The organism is Pseudomonas sp. CH235 (assembly GCF_004368175.1).
Taxonomy (GTDB): domain Bacteria; phylum Pseudomonadota; class Gammaproteobacteria; order Pseudomonadales; family Pseudomonadaceae; genus Aquipseudomonas; species Aquipseudomonas paraglycinae.
Map to the genome: position 1 here is coordinate 18,501 of NZ_RRZJ01000019.1, position 14,790 is coordinate 33,290.

Genomic DNA, 14,790 nt, shown 5'->3' on the forward strand with positions numbered 1-14,790 from the left:
CCCGTTGAGAAGTAAGATACGCGTCCTACAAAGCCAATACAGCTGTCACGGTGCCTTGGCGAAATCGGGCCGTTTCAGGTGTAGGAAAAGTCGCGCGTCTGACAGTTTTTACCGACTGGTGGAGGCATGAGGTACGAGCTAAGTTGCTTGGTGTATAGGGTTTTCCTGCCACGGATTTGGCGGGTCAGTGTCTTCACAGGGATGTCGATGAACAACTTAACCATTCGATGGCTAACCAATTTTACGATGGGCGTGGGGACTGGATTTCTGGTGACAGGGATTGCGGCGCTATTGATCGGCGACTTGACCGATGTCGATACGATTCGGGCAGGTGCGTGGATGGCTTCAACCAGTTTTTTCGTAATCGTTACCTCATTCGGTGTTGCCATGATGGAGGGAAAATGATGGCGGCTTTAATTGTGGGGCTGTGGTGTATGGGCGTCAGTATGCTGCTCATGTATGCGTATCACCGGGATCGTCGAATTCAAGCGGCCCAGCGTGATTCCGCGGCATTGGCAGCCAAGGCCGGCGCCCACTGTGAATGCTCGATGGTTTGCAACCATTGTGGGCGTTACAAGGTTCACCCGGACAACTCTGTTCGCTAGGCGCGGGTAAACAACCAATCCAAGAGCCCCGTCATTGGCGGGGCTTGTTTTCGTGCGGGTTCGGCAGGCGTCACTCTTCTGGAGGTTTTCATGGGGGATACTGTCAGCTCCGGGTCATCTGTCGCGTGACGCAATGTCGCTGACGCCGCAACAACTATGCTTGTCTCAGACTGCAACAGCTGTCGCGAAATTGGACGCCGGCAAGCACCGGCGGCACCGCCACTTCGCCTTGATCTTCACGTAACTGCTTGATTGAAAAGCTTATCGGCAAGCTGGCACGCTCCGTGTATTGCTCACAGCAGACGTTTCGCTTGCCTCCGTTCGTGCATCGCCACGAACGGCAGAAACCATAAAAACGATAAGCCACAACAATAAGAAAGCACCGTGCGAGGTTAGACGTTGATGAAGAGAAAACTCCGATCAGGCATGAGCGCCAGCCTGCTGGCCGTGGCCGCTTGCGTGGCCCTGCATTCGCCGTACAGCCTGGCAGCCCGCGATGCCCAGACCATCCTCAAGGAAACCTGCCAGGGCTGTCACACCCCTGAAGCCGGCGACCAGTTGAGCCGCATCAGCCACCAGCGCAAGACCCCGGAAGGCTGGCTGATGAGCATCGCCCGGATGCAGACCATGCACGGTTTGCAGATCAGTGATGACGACCGTCGCACGCTGGTCAAATACCTCGCCGACACCCAGGGCCTGGCGCCCAGCGAAACCGATGGCGTGCGTTACGCACTGGAACGGCGGTTGAACACCGTCGAGCAGTTCGACGAGAAAACCGCGCAGATGTGCGGACGCTGCCACTCCGGCGCGCGGATCGCCCTGCAACGGCGTCCGGCTCAGGAATGGGAACGTCTGGTGAATTTCCACCTCGGTCAATGGCCGTCGCTGGAATATCAGGCCATGTCCCGTGATCGTGACTGGTTCGATATCGCCCGCAAGGAAATGGTCCCGCTGCTGGCCAAGCGTTATCCGCTGGACAACCCGGCGTGGCAGTCCTGGATCAAAACCGCACCGAAAGCGGAAGCGCTGGTGGGCGACTGGAGCTTCAGCGGCCACTTGCCGGGCAAGGGTGAACTGGCCGGCACCATGAGCGTCACCGCCGATGGCAGTGACACCTTCAAGGTCGCCGTCAAAGGTCAGTACGCCGACGGTAGCCCGTTCAACGGCGATGGCAGCGCAATCCTTTACAGCGGCTACGAATGGCGCGGCAACGTGACCGTCGATGGCGTGACCATGCGTCAGGTGTTCGCCGCACAAGGCAACGCCATGCAGGGCCGGATGTTCGAGGCCGAGCACGATGAGCGCGGTTTGGACTTTGTCGCCGCCAAACAGGGTTCGCAGCGTTTGCTGGCGGTGCAGCCAGGTTATGTGAAGGCAGGCAGCGAAACTGAAGTGACCCTGATCGGCAGCGGTCTGAGCGGCAAACCGAACTTCGGTAAAGGCGTGGACGTGGTCGAAGTGGTCGAGCAGAACGCCGACCGGATCAAGGTCAAAGTAAAAGCGGCAGCGAATGCCCAGCCGGGCCTGCGCGCGGTCAGCGTCGGCAGCCTGAAAGGCCCGAGCCTGTCGGTGTACAGCAGGATCGCCTCGGTCAAAGTGGTGCCGGAATTCTCGGTGGCACGGATCGGCGAGGGCGGCGGTTCGACGCCGAAAGTCCAGGGCCGCTTCGATGCCGAAGCCTGGGGCAAGGGTGCCGACGGCAAGCCGTATCGCATCGGCGTGTTCCCGGCGCAATGGAAAGTCGAAGCCTTCGACGAGCGCGCCAAAGAGGACGAGGACGTCAAGTTCGCCGGCACCATGCAGACCGACGCGGGCGTGTTCACCCCGGGCGATGCCGGGCCGAATCCGGCACGCAAGATGTCCACCAACAATGCCGGCAACCTCAAGGTGATCGCCGCCGTCGACGACGCAGGGAAATCCCTGACCGGCGAAGGCCACCTGATCGTCACCGTGCAACGCTGGAACAATCCACCCATTCCCTGATGTTGAAACGTGAGTTGAGCTGAGCGACAGCGATTCAGACACTTTTCGGAATGACCGCAAGTCCCCCAAGCGGGGCTTGCACAGGAGGTTTGCAATGGGCGCTATCTTGAATCTGGTCGAACGTAATCTGCACGAAGTGCACGTCGACGCCGACCGCATGCTGTTCCACATCCCCAGCAGTTCGCTGTTCGCCAGCGATGAACTGACCGGGACTATCATTGATGCGTTGCGCGGCCCCGGTTGCTCCTCGGAAGACCTGATCCAGCGCCTCGGCGCGCGGTTCAACGGCGAGGAAATCAACGAGACCCTGCGCGAGCTGATTTCGCTGGAACTGGTCAGCGACGGCTCGCCGCTGACGCCGGACATCGCGGTCAAACGTGTCGAGCGCACGGCGATCAACACCGTGGTGCTCAACGTCAACACCGGCTGCAACCTGAGCTGCACCTACTGCTACAAGGAAGACCTCGACAAGCCGTCCGCCGGCAAGAAGATGGACGTCGAAACCGCCATCGCCTCGGTGGAAATGTTGCTGCGTGAGTCCCCCGACGAAGAACGGTTCACCGTGGTGTTTTTCGGCGGCGAGCCGCTGAGCAATCGCAAGCTGATCGAGTACATGGTCGATTACTGCGAGAAGCGGTTTGCCGAGGCCGGCAAGTTCGTCGAGTTCGTGATGACCACCAATGCCACGCTGCTCACCGAAGAAACCGTGGACTACCTGAATGCCCACCGCTTCGGCTTGTCAGTGAGCATCGACGGACCGAAAACCGTGCACGACCGCAACCGCATCACCGTGGGCGGGCAGGGCACCTATGACGTGGTGCGGCGCAAGGCTGAAATGCTGCTTTCGCGTTACAACAGCCGTCCGGTCGGTGCGCGGGTGACCCTGACCACCGGCGTCACCGACGTTGAAACCATCTGGGATCACCTGTTTAACGAGTTGGGGTTTGCCGAGGTCGGATTTGCTCCGGTGACCTCCGGCGATATCAGCAGCTTCAACCTGACCACTGACGAATTGATCGAAGTCTTTGCCAGCATGAAACGCCTCGGTCGGCGTTATCTGGAGGCTGCGCTGGAGCACCGCAACATCGGTTTTTCCAACCTGCATCAGTTGATCACTGACATCCACGAAGGCCACAAAAAAGCCCTGCCGTGCGGTGCCGGATTGAAGATGCTGGCGGTCGATCACAAGGGCGAACTCAACCTGTGTCATCGCTTCACCGGCTCGTCGCTGCCGACCTTTGGCAACGTCCACAGCGGCGTTAAGCAGGTTGAGTTGAACGACTTCCTGTCCCAGCGCCTGGATCGCACCAACACCGGTTGCCATGACTGTCAGATCCGCAACCTGTGCTCCGGCGGCTGCTACCACGAGAGTTATGCCCGCTACGGCGATCCGGCGCACCCGACTTATCACTACTGCGAACTGATGCGTGACTGGGTCGACTTCGGCATCGAGGTCTACACCCGGATCATGGCCAACAACCCTGCGTTCATCAGCAGCTACATCACTCCGCGCAAGGCTCACTGATATGAAACATCTCAAGGCAATCAATAACAAAGCGTTGAAGCTGGATCAGGCCGCGGACGAGAACCGCATCGAAGAAGTGGTGGCGATGAGCTCCGTCGCCGGCTGTGCCTCGACCACCGACCCGGGTTGGGAAATCGATGCGTTCGGCGGGGTGTCGTCGCTGTGCCAGCCGATGGAGGCTGACCTGTATGGCTGCTCTGATCCGTGCTGGTGGCCGGCCCAGGTGCCGGACATGATGAGCACCTACCCGGACTGGAACAAGGATGCCCAGGCGTCCAACGACAACTGGCGCAACCTCGGCACTGTCTTCCCGAAAGACAAGTGATCGCTAAGAAGAAGGATTCCAGCATGCCTAGCCTCAACAAAGCCTGCGGCCTTGCCGCACTCGCGGTTCTGAGCGCCTGTTCGCTCCCGGTTCTGGCCGATGAGAACACCGCGCTGCAAGACGGTCACGAGTACATGTTGACCACTAACTATCCGAACAACCTGCACGTCATCGACCTGGCGACCGACAGCCTGTACAAGACCTGCAAGATGCCTGACGCCTTTGGCCCCGGCACCGTACAGCTGTCGCCGGATCGCAAGACCGCGTACGTGTTGAACAACCATTATGCCGATGTTTACGGTGTCGAACTGGACAACTGCAAGCAGGTGTTCCACGCCAGCATCACCCAGCAGCCGGGGGAAAAGGCGCGCTCGATGTTCGCTTTCACCGTCAGTCATGACGGCAAGGAGCTGTACACCATCGCCAACCCGACCCAGATGCTCAACGACCGCTACGAGGTCAAACAACCGCGTCTGGATGTCTACGCCACCGACGCCGGGATGGACGCCAAACCGGTGCGCAGCTTCCCGGCGCCACGGCAGTTGACGATCATGCAGAGCGGCGATGACGGCACGCTCTATGTGGCTGGCGCTGATGTGTACAAGGTCGATGTGAAGAGCGGCAAGTTCGACGTGCTGATCCCCAGCCGTCACTGGAAACGCCCGAACTACAGCGCGCCGGACGTGCTTTACGTGTGGAACCAGCAGACTTACCGCCACGATTTCTCGCTGCTGTACACCGCCGCCAGGTTCAAGGACAAGAAGCAGGACCCGGCCACCGCTGAATACCTGTACGGCTTGTTCAGCGTCGATCTGAAAACCGGCAAGACCGAAACCACCGATTTCGGCCCGCTGACCGAGATCTACTTCAGCGGTATGCGCTCGCCCAAGGATCCGAACCTGATGTTCGGCGTGCTCAATCGTCTGGCCAAGTACGATATCAAGCAGAAAAAGCTGATTCAGGCGGCGACACTGGATCATTCCTACTACTGCATTTCGTTCAACAAGGACGGCAGCAAAATCTACCTCGCCGGGACGTTCAACGACGTGGCGATCTTTGACGCCGAGACCATGAAACAGACCGGCAGCATCAAATTGCCGGGTGGGGATATGGCGATTACCACGGCGCAGATTTTTGTTCGGTAATTAGCGGCGTCAGGGATGACGCCTTCGCGAGCAGGCTCGCTCCTACAGGGAATTTGTGAACGGCACAAAACCAATGTGGGAGCGAGCCTGCTCGCGATGAGGCCTTCAACGGCTCGGAAAAATCAGGCCCCGGGCACCGGGCAGCTCATGTCACCTTCCTCACACTTCAAATACTGCTTGAGCGCTTCGGTTCGCGTCTTTGTCACCGAGGCGATGCAATTGTTGTAGATCAACGGATAAACACTCCCGCCTGCCACGCCGGAAGCCGAAAACTTGCACTCGGCATCACGAAAGCCAATCCACGCCCGTTGCGCGCTCACCAGCAGTTTTTTGCCATCAGGGTTGTCCTTCAACCGGGCGGTAATCTGCTGATAAACCGTGTTCAACTCCTTGTCCGCCGCCTTGTTTTCCTGTGCGGCGCACTGATTCATCGTCGCCTGATCGCTGGCATTGGCGCAGTCCACGGCAGCGTGAGCAACAGAAGTGAAAAGAAAGGGTGTCAGGGCCAGAAGCAGACGTGGGGACATGAGTCATCTCGCTTTGATGAATGAACGTGCCGGGCAGTTTAGCGACTTCGTGGCGCCATCAGGGTTTGTGCTGTCTCGATGCGTTGAGCAAGCGTTCGGCAGTCGCCGCAATTTCCTCCCCGTCATGCAGTTTTTCCAGCCACCCGGATGGGATTCCCTGCACGCCGTAATGGGCGCCGGCCAACTGGCCGACGATGGCAGCTGTGGTGTCTGCGTCATCACCCAGATTCGCCGCTTGCAGGACGGCCGCGGCAAAGCTGTCAGTGTGCTGGAAGCACCATAACGCCGCTTCCAGCGATTCGACGCAGTAACCACTGCCGCGAATGTCGCGCTCGGTCTTGTGCAGGTACTCGCCCCGGGCAATCGCCGCCACCTTGGGCTGGCTGAAGGCTGTTGGCGGCAGGGTGCGCAGTTCCGATTTCGATGCACCTTCCAGGGCCTTGCCGAGCAGTTCGGCAAACAGCTGGCAACATTCAACGGCCTCGGGCGCCGCGTGGGTGGTGCGCGAACTGTCGGCGGCGAATCGCCTGGTTTTTCGGGCATCGGGGAAGTAAAACAGAACCACGGGCACCAGTCGCATCAACGAGCCATTGCCGGCACTGTGCGGGTCAGTAGAGCCGGCAAACGGCTCTCCGGTGTGTTGGTAGCGATCCAGCGCCTGACTCACGGTCATGCCAATATCGAAACATTCGCCGGTCGAACTCAGATAACCCCATTGCCACCAGTTCAGGTAGCGGCCCATCTGGTCAGCGGCATCGAAGCCGTTTTTGTTCAGCAGACTTTCCGCCAGGCACAACGCCATCGAGGTGTCGTCGGTCCATTGTCCGGGCTTCAAATGAAACGGCCCGCCACCGACCATGTCGGTCAGGGGCTGGAAGCTGCCGCGCGGCTGGAATTCGACGGTGGTTCCCACGGCATCGCCGCAGGCCAGGCCGAGCAGGGCGCCACGGTAACGTTCGGGGAGAGAGAGCTGCATGATGACGTCCTTGTGTCGTTCAGTTCGCTGCGAACGTTATCAGTTTCGCCGCGCTGATCCGTGCGCATTCTGACGAACCGGCGCCCTGAAATACTGCCGGATATTTCAATCAGACCCGACCGTTGCACTGGATTGATACAACTTCGGATTGGACATGTGGTCATACAAGCCTACTGTTCAAAACAGGAGGTGACGTATGAAACCAGTACCCAACAGCTTTGAACGTAAAATCATGCTCAGGTCGCCGCGCTCTCATGTCTGGCGCGCCCTGGTCGATGCCGAGGCGTTCGGCCAGTGGTTCGGCGTTGCGCTGGAGGGCCGGCGGTTTATCGCGGGTGAATGGACGCAGGGGCAGGTGACGTACCCCGGTTATGAACATGTGCTCTGGAACGTGCTGGTGGAACGGGTCGAGCCGCAGCAGCTGTTCTCCTTCCGCTGGCACCCGTACGCGGTGAACCCGAAAATCGACTATTCCCAGGAACCGACCACGCTGGTCAAATTCGAACTGCAGGACTACGAGAACGGCACGCTGCTGAAAGTCTCCGAGTCAGGTTTTGCGCACATTCCCGACGTGCGCCAGAAGGAGGCGTACTACATGGACAGTCGTGGCTGGGAGGAACAGTTGAGTCGACTTGAACACTTCCTCGCGGAGAGCGACCGGGCCCGCGAGCGTGAAGGTGGCTGATCTCGACCTGTTCACGCCGTGGCTGGAACGCTGGAAGCTGGCGCCGGACGGCAAGCCGATCATCACCCCGGGCAGCCGCCTGTTGCCGGTGCGTCAGTGCGATGCACCGGCGATGCTGAAAGTCGCGGTGGACGACGAAGAAAAGTACGGCAACCTGCTGATGACCTGGTGGGACGGCGACGGCGCCGCCCGGGTGCTCGCCCATCACGACGAAGGCCTGTTGCTGGAGCGGGCGATGGGCCAGCGTTCGTTGATGCACATGGCGCTCAACGGCGAGGACGACGAGGCCACGCGGATCATGTGCCGATCCTTGGCCCGGCTGCACGCACCGCGTCTGACGCCGCCACCGCCGTTAGTGGAACTGACGCCTTGGTTCGCTTCATTACGAGTGGCCGCAGCCCGATACGGCGGCCCATATGCCGATTGCCTGCAAACCGCCCAGGCCTTGCTTGCCGAACCGCAGGATGTGGTGGTGTTGCACGGCGACATGCACCACGACAACGTCCTCGATTTCGGCCCACGAGGCTGGCTGGCCATCGACCCCAAGCGGGTGCGGGGCGAGCGCGGCTACGACTACGCCAACCTGATCTGCAACCCGGAATTACCCACCGCCACCGATCCCGAGCGCTTTCGGAGGCAAGTCGATGTGATCTGCGAAGCAGCGGGAATCGAGCGAAAACGCCTGTTGCAATGGGTGCTGGCGTTCGCCGGACTGTCTGCCGCATGGTTTCTGGAGGATGACGAGCAAACCGCGGCAAAAGGACAGCTGAAAGTCGCGCAACTGGCGGCTTCTGCGCTCGATGCCTGACACGTCTAAGGGTTTTCGGAAGGCCCGCTATGGCGAATGTCTTACACGCGATGGTAGCTATTTCGACTATTGCCGATTGGATCCACAGCGTAATCTAGCCTCATCAACTGAAGCACAGGGAGTGTTTCAGGATCACGGATGATCGACCATTAGCAAGGATCGCTGCCGACAGGGAGTCGATAATGGTCTTGGGAAAAACCCGCTTCGGCGGGTTTTTTTTCGTCCACAGAAAAGTGCCGTGCCCAAACAGAAACACCGCCAATTGGCGGTGTTTCTGCATCTGCAGGTTTTAAGAGGCGATCAACTGGCGCAACACGTAATGCAGGATCCCGCCGGACTTGAAGTACTCGACCTCGTTCAAGGTGTCGATGCGACACAGCACTTCGATTTTCTCCTGACGCCCGTCTTCACGGGTGATGACCAGGGTCAGGTTCATCCGTGGCGTCAGCTCGACACCGCTCAGGCCCTGAATATCCAGGGTTTCCTTGCCGGTAAGGTTCAGGCTTTTGCGGTTCTGATCCAGCTTGAACTGCAATGGCAGCACGCCCATGCCCACCAGGTTGGAACGGTGAATCCGCTCGAAGCTTTCGGCGATCACCGCTTTCACCCCCAGCAGATTGGTGCCCTTGGCCGCCCAGTCGCGGCTGGAACCGGTACCGTATTCTTGCCCGGCAATCACCACCAGCGGCGTGCCTGAGGCCTGATAGCGCATGGCTGCGTCGTAGATCGCCAGTTTCTCGCCGGTCGGAATGTAGATCGTGTTGCCACCTTCTTCGCCGCCGAGCATTTCGTTGCGGATACGGATGTTGGCGAAGGTGCCGCGCATCATCACTTCGTGGTTGCCCCGGCGCGAACCGTAGGAGTTGAAGTCCCGTGGCTCGACGCCTTGTTCGCGCAGGTAACGCCCGGCCGGGCTGTCTGCCTTGATGTTGCCGGCGGGGGAGATGTGGTCGGTGGTCACCGAATCGCCCAACAGCGCCAGCACTCGCGCACCTTTCACATCGGCGATCACCGGCAATGGCCCGGCAATGTCGTCGAAGAACGGCGGGTGCTGGATGTAAGTCGAATCCGCCTGCCAGACGTAGGTCGCGGCTTGCGGCACTTCGATGGCTTGCCACTGTTCGTCACCGGCAAACACCTCGGCGTACTCCTTGTGAAACATCGCTGTATTGACCTGATTCACCGCGTCGGCGATTTCCTTGCTGCTCGGCCAGATGTCACGCAGGTAAACCGGGTTACCTTGCTGGTCGTTACCCAGCGGTTCGCTGCTGATGTCTGTGCGCACACTGCCGGCCAGGGCGTAAGCGACCACCAGCGGCGGCGAGGCCAGCCAGTTGGTTTTCACCAGCGGATGCACCCGGCCTTCAAAGTTGCGGTTGCCGGACAGCACCGAAGCCACGGTCAGGTCGGCTTTCTGGATGGCTTTTTCGATCGGTTCCGGCAGCGGCCCGGAGTTGCCGATACAAGTGGTGCAGCCATAGCCCACCAGCGAAAAACCGAGCTGATCGAGGTACTGCGTCAGCCCAGCGGCTTTGTAGTAATCGGTGACGACTTTCGAACCCGGTGCCAGTGAGCTCTTCACCCACGGCTTGCGGGTCAGGCCTTTTTCCACGGCTTTTTTCGCCAGCAGGCCGGCAGCCATCATCACGCTGGGGTTGGAGGTGTTGGTGCAGGAGGTGATCGCGGCAATCACCACGGCGCCGTTTTTCAGGCGATAGGTGTGGCCGTCGTACTCGTAGTCCGATTCGCCGACCAGATCGGCATTGCCCACCGCCACGCCACCGCCGCCTTCGCTTTCCAGGCGTCCTTCTTCCTTGCTGGTAGGTTTGAATTGCAAGTCGAGGAAGTCACTGAACGCCTGGCCGACATTCGGCAGCGAGACACGGTCTTGCGGACGTTTAGGCCCGGCGAGGCTGGCTTCGACGCTGCCCATGTCCAGCGCCAGACTGTCGGTGAACACTGGTTCCTGACCGGGCAGGCGCCACAGTCCCTGAGCTTTGGTGTAGGCTTCGACCAGCTTCACCACTTCCGGCGGACGGCCAGACAGGCGCAGGTAGTCGAGGGTCACGTCATCCACCGGGAAGAATCCGCAGGTCGCGCCATATTCCGGGGCCATGTTCGCGATGGTTGCGCGGTCGGCGAGCGGCAGGTCGGCGAGGCCGTCGCCATAGAACTCGACGAATTTGCCGACCACGCCTTTCTTGCGCAGCATCTGGGTCACGGTCAGCACCAGGTCGGTGGCGGTGATGCCTTCCTTGAGCTTGCCGGTGAGTTTGAAGCCGATCACTTCGGGAATCAGCATCGACACCGGTTGCCCGAGCATCGCCGCTTCCGCCTCGATCCCGCCGACGCCCCAACCGAGTACGCCGAGGCCGTTGATCATGGTGGTGTGAGAGTCGGTGCCGACCAGCGTGTCGGGGAAGGCATAAGTGCGGCCGTCTTCGTCCTTGGTCCATACGGTGCGGCCGAGGTATTCGAGGTTGACCTGGTGGCAGATCCCGGTGCCCGGCGGCACCACGCTGAAATTGTCGAACGCACTCTGGCCCCAGCGCAGGAAGGCGTAGCGTTCGCCGTTGCGCTGCATTTCGATGTCGACGTTCTGTTCGAAGGCGCTGGCACTGGCGAATTTGTCGACCATCACCGAGTGGTCGATCACCAGATCCACCGGCGACAGCGGGTTGATTCGTTGCGGATCACCGCCGGCCTTGGCCATGGCGGCGCGCATCGCGGCCAGATCGACCACGGCGGGAACGCCGGTAAAGTCCTGCATCAGCACGCGGGCAGGGCGGTACTGGATTTCGCGATCGGAGCGGCGCTCCTTGAGCCACGCGGCAATGGCCTTGAGGTCGGCGCCGGTGACGGTTTTTTCATCCTCCCAGCGCAGCAGGTTTTCCAGCAGGACTTTCAGCGACATCGGCAACCTGTCGAGATCGCCCAAGGTCTTGGCGGCATCCGGCAGGCTGAAATAGTGGTAAGTCTTGTCATCGACTTTCAGGGTTTTCAGTGAATTCAGACTATCGAGGGACGGCATTACGATCACTCCTTTGAGTCCGCACGGCTACGGACTGAGGGGACGGGCAGAGCTATCAACGTAGCCCTGTTTTCAGTAGCTGGCTAATAACTGGACTCTATGGGCAAGTCCAAGGTTCCGACATGGGCTATCATGCGCCGGTTTTCGTGACAGGCTTTGCTTCAACGCAGGTCTGGGCATCGCGCAGGGGATGAATGATCGCCCTCTGCCCAGGAGTAAGAATGAACACCCTATTCATGCATTGCCGGCCAGGCTTCGAAGGCGAAGTCTGCTCGGAGATTTCCGACCTCGCCGCCCGACTGAACGTGGCCGGCTACGCCAAGGCCAAACCAGCCACCGCTTGCGCCGAGTTTGTCTGCACCGAAGAAGACGGCGCCGAACGCCTGATGCGCGGTCAGCGTTTCGCCGAGCTGATCTTCCCGCGCCAGTGGGCGCGCGGTTTTTTCATCGATCTGCCGGAAACCGACCGCATCAGCGTGATCCTCGCGCACATGGCGGAATTCCCGGTCTGTGGCAGCCTGTGGCTGGAAGTCGTCGACACCAACGATGGCAAGGAGCTGTCGAACTTCTGCAAGAAGTTCGAAGGCCCGCTGCGCAAGGCCCTGACCGGCGCCGGCAAACTGGTGGAGGACGCCAGCAAGCCGCGTCTGCTGCTGACCTTCAAGAGCGGTCGTGAGGTGTTCCTCGGTCTCGCCGATGCCGGTAACTCGGCGATGTGGCCGATGGGCATTCCGCGCCTGAAGTTCCCGCGCGAGGCGCCGAGCCGTTCGACCCTGAAGCTGGAAGAGGCCTGGCACCACTTCATCCCCCGCGATCAGTGGGACGATCGCCTGCACAGCGATATGACCGGCGTCGACCTCGGCGCGGCGCCGGGCGGCTGGACCTGGCAACTGGTCAATCGCGGCATGCTGGTGACCGCCATCGACAACGGCCCGATGGCCGAAAGCCTGATGGACACCGGTCTGGTGCAGCACTTGATGGCTGACGGCTTCACCTTCAAGCCCAAGCAACCGGTGGACTGGATGGTCTGCGACATCGTCGAGAAACCGGCGCGCAATGCCGCGATGCTCGAAGAGTGGATCGGCGAGGGGCATTGCCGGGAAGCGGTGGTCAACCTCAAGTTGCCGATGAAGCAGCGTTACGCCGAAGTGAAGCGCCTGCTCGAACGCATCGCCGACGGTTTCAAGGCCCGCGGGATCAAGGTCGACATCGGCTGCAAGCAGCTTTACCACGACCGCGAGGAAGTGACCTGCCATTTGCGCCGCCATGACGTGAAGAAAACCAAAGCCCGCTGAGCGCGCGACAGGTGACCGAACACCCGGCATTGGGCGACAATGCCGGCCAGTTTCAGGAGTGAATCATGAGTGAAATGATCAATACGCCGGTCGACGGCACCCTCGACGCTACGGGCCTCAACTGCCCGGAGCCGGTGATGATGCTGCACCAGCACATCCGTGACCTGGTGCCCGGCGGCCTGCTCAAGGTGATCGCCACCGACCCGTCGACCCGTCGCGACATCCCCAAGTTCTGCGTGTTTCTCGACCATGAACTGGTGGGGCAGCACGAAGAAGCCGGGACCTATCTGTACTGGATTCGCAAGAAGTCCGGTTGATCGGAAGGCAAAAAAAAAGACCTGCATGTGCAGGTCTTTTTTTATGGCCGGTCAGCCCATCGAACGGCTGATGCGAATGCGTTTGCGTGCACTGCGCGTCAGGCGGATCGACAGCATCAGCGCCGCGCAGCTCAGGCCGACGATCAGGCCTTCCCACAAGCCGCTCGGGCCGCGTGGCTCGCCGAGCCAGTCGGTCAGGCCGAGGGCGTAACCTACCGGCAGGCCGATGCCCCAATAGGCGAACAGGGTCAGGATCATCGTCACGCGAGTGTCCTGATAACCGCGCAGGGCGCCGGCGGCGGTGACCTGAATCGCGTCGGAAAACTGGAACAGCGCCGAATACACGATCAGCATCGCCGCGATGTGAATCACCATCGGGTCAGAGGTATAGATCGCCGCAATGTGCTCGCGCAACAGCAGCATCATGCTCGCCGACAGGCAGGCGTAAGCCAGTGCAGTGCCCATGCCGACGCCCGCTGCGAATCGCGCTTCACGGGGTTCTTCACGGCCGAGGGCCTGGCCGACCCGCACGGTCACCGCCATGCCCAGCGAATACGGAATCATGAACACCAGCGAGCTGACGTTCAGCGCGATCTGGTGCCCGGCCACCACCGTGGCGCCGAGGCTGCCGATCAGCAGCGCGATCACTGCGAAAATGCTCGACTCGGCAAACACCGCGACGCCGATCGGCAGACCGATGGCCAGCAAACGCTTGATCACTGCCCATTGCGGCCAGTCGAAACGGCTGAACAGTTCGCTCGACTTGTAGGCCGGCGCCCAGCGCTCGTAACCGGCCAGACCCAGTGCCATCACCCACATCACGATGGCTGTAGCCCAGCCGCAGCCGACGCCGCCCATGGCCGGCACGCCAAAGTGACCATAAATGAACACGTAGTTCAGCGGAATGTTCAGCGCCAGGCCGCACAGGCCCAGCACCATCGCCGGGCGGGTACGACCGAGGCCGTCACTGGTGCAGCGCAGCACATGGTAGAAGGCCACCGCTGGCAGGCCGCTGGCGATGCCGTGCAGGTATTGCATGCACGGGCCGATCAGCTCCGGATCGACTTTCATCAGGTGCAGGATCGGTTCGGCGCTGAACAGCATGGTGGTCGCCATCAGTCCGACTACCAGAGCCAGCCACAGGGCCTGACGCACGATCGGGCCGATTTCGCTGTGAGTGCCGGCGCCGAAGCGCTGAGCGACTTTCGGCGTGGTGGCCAACAGGGTGCCGGTCATCAGCAGGAACACCGGCACCCAGATCGAGTTGCCCAGCGCCACAGCCGCGAGATCCTTCGGCCCGACGCGCCCGGCCATCACCGCATCGACGAAGCCCATGGCGGTGGTCGCCAGTTGCGCGATCATGATCGGCAGGGCCAGGCCGAGCAGATTCTTCAGCTCCAGGCGAACCCGGGCAGGGCGGTTGAGGGAAACGGCAGCGGGGCGGTCGGTCACGGAATTCACAGGCAAAGCGTCCACAGGGGTTGATGCGCAAGGCCGGGCATTCTACGCCGCTGACGTTGTGGTCAGGAAAAATCCTCTGTTGCGGATTTGTAATCGCCTTCGACCGA

Annotated in this window: 13 protein-coding genes; 9 read left to right on the plus strand and 4 right to left on the minus strand. The window is 60.7% G+C overall.

Annotation, left to right across the window (positions count from 1 at the left end; translation table 11 throughout):
* Nucleotides 1-207: 207 nt before the first annotated feature.
* The 5 genes from EIY71_RS19010 (at nt 208) to peaD (ending at nt 5,583) form a co-directional block, all read left to right on the plus strand.
* Entirely contained in the window at nt 208-405 is a 198-nt protein-coding gene (locus EIY71_RS19010) for a hypothetical protein (RefSeq protein ID WP_007953098.1), read from the plus strand.
* 602 nt (nt 406-1,007) lie between these two features.
* Complete coding sequence (gene peaA, locus EIY71_RS19015; protein ID WP_085748331.1) at nt 1,008-2,588, plus strand: quinohemoprotein amine dehydrogenase subunit alpha; 1,581 nt, start codon at nt 1,008-1,010, stop codon at nt 2,586-2,588.
* Nucleotides 2,589-2,682: 94 nt separating this feature from the next.
* Complete coding sequence (gene peaB, locus EIY71_RS19020) at nt 2,683-4,113, plus strand: quinohemoprotein amine dehydrogenase maturation protein (protein ID WP_085608195.1); 1,431 nt, start codon at nt 2,683-2,685, stop codon at nt 4,111-4,113.
* 1 nt (nt 4,114) lies between these two features.
* Nucleotides 4,115-4,438 carry a quinohemoprotein amine dehydrogenase subunit gamma gene (gene qhpC, locus EIY71_RS19025; RefSeq protein ID WP_008016081.1) on the plus strand — a complete coding sequence of 108 codons (324 nt, stop codon included), beginning with the start codon at nt 4,115-4,117 and terminating at the stop codon, nt 4,436-4,438.
* A gap of 23 nt (nt 4,439-4,461) precedes the next feature.
* Nucleotides 4,462-5,583, plus strand: a complete 1,122-nt coding sequence (gene peaD, locus EIY71_RS19030) for a quinohemoprotein amine dehydrogenase subunit beta (protein ID WP_085748332.1) — start codon at nt 4,462-4,464, stop codon at nt 5,581-5,583.
* A gap of 122 nt (nt 5,584-5,705) precedes the next feature.
* On the opposite strand, the gene EIY71_RS19035 is transcribed toward peaD, so the two are convergent.
* Nucleotides 5,706-6,110, minus strand: coding sequence for a lysozyme inhibitor LprI family protein (locus EIY71_RS19035; protein WP_007953090.1), 405 nt, complete (start codon nt 6,108-6,110; stop codon nt 5,706-5,708).
* A gap of 58 nt (nt 6,111-6,168) precedes the next feature.
* Nucleotides 6,169-7,086 carry an ADP-ribosylglycohydrolase family protein gene (locus EIY71_RS19040; protein ID WP_134022719.1) on the minus strand — a complete coding sequence of 306 codons (918 nt, stop codon included), beginning with the start codon at nt 7,084-7,086 and terminating at the stop codon, nt 6,169-6,171.
* Between the two features lie 196 nt (nt 7,087-7,282).
* Between EIY71_RS19040 and EIY71_RS19045 the strand changes: the two genes are divergently transcribed.
* Nucleotides 7,283-7,771: an SRPBCC family protein gene (locus EIY71_RS19045; protein WP_134022721.1), complete on the plus strand. Its 489-nt coding sequence runs from the start codon at nt 7,283-7,285 to the stop codon at nt 7,769-7,771.
* Nucleotides 7,764-8,579, plus strand: a complete 816-nt coding sequence (locus EIY71_RS19050; protein WP_134022723.1) for an aminoglycoside phosphotransferase family protein — start codon at nt 7,764-7,766, stop codon at nt 8,577-8,579. Before EIY71_RS19045 ends, EIY71_RS19050 begins: the two co-directional genes overlap by 8 nt.
* A gap of 289 nt (nt 8,580-8,868) precedes the next feature.
* On the opposite strand, the gene acnA is transcribed toward EIY71_RS19050, so the two are convergent.
* Nucleotides 8,869-11,610, minus strand: coding sequence for an aconitate hydratase AcnA (gene acnA / locus EIY71_RS19055; protein WP_134022724.1), 2,742 nt, complete (start codon nt 11,608-11,610; stop codon nt 8,869-8,871).
* Between the two features lie 221 nt (nt 11,611-11,831).
* Between acnA and rlmM the strand changes: the two genes are divergently transcribed.
* Entirely contained in the window at nt 11,832-12,905 is a 1,074-nt protein-coding gene (rlmM, locus tag EIY71_RS19060; RefSeq protein WP_134022726.1) for a 23S rRNA (cytidine(2498)-2'-O)-methyltransferase RlmM, read from the plus strand.
* 65 nt (nt 12,906-12,970) lie between these two features.
* Nucleotides 12,971-13,222 (plus strand): sulfurtransferase TusA, encoded by a 252-nt coding sequence (tusA, locus tag EIY71_RS19065; protein ID WP_011335204.1) that lies wholly within the window; start codon nt 12,971-12,973, stop codon nt 13,220-13,222.
* 51 nt (nt 13,223-13,273) lie between these two features.
* Here tusA and EIY71_RS19070 read toward each other — a convergent pair whose 3' ends face one another.
* Nucleotides 13,274-14,683: an MATE family efflux transporter gene (locus EIY71_RS19070; protein ID WP_129973222.1), complete on the minus strand. Its 1,410-nt coding sequence runs from the start codon at nt 14,681-14,683 to the stop codon at nt 13,274-13,276.
* Nucleotides 14,684-14,790 lie beyond the last annotated feature (107 nt).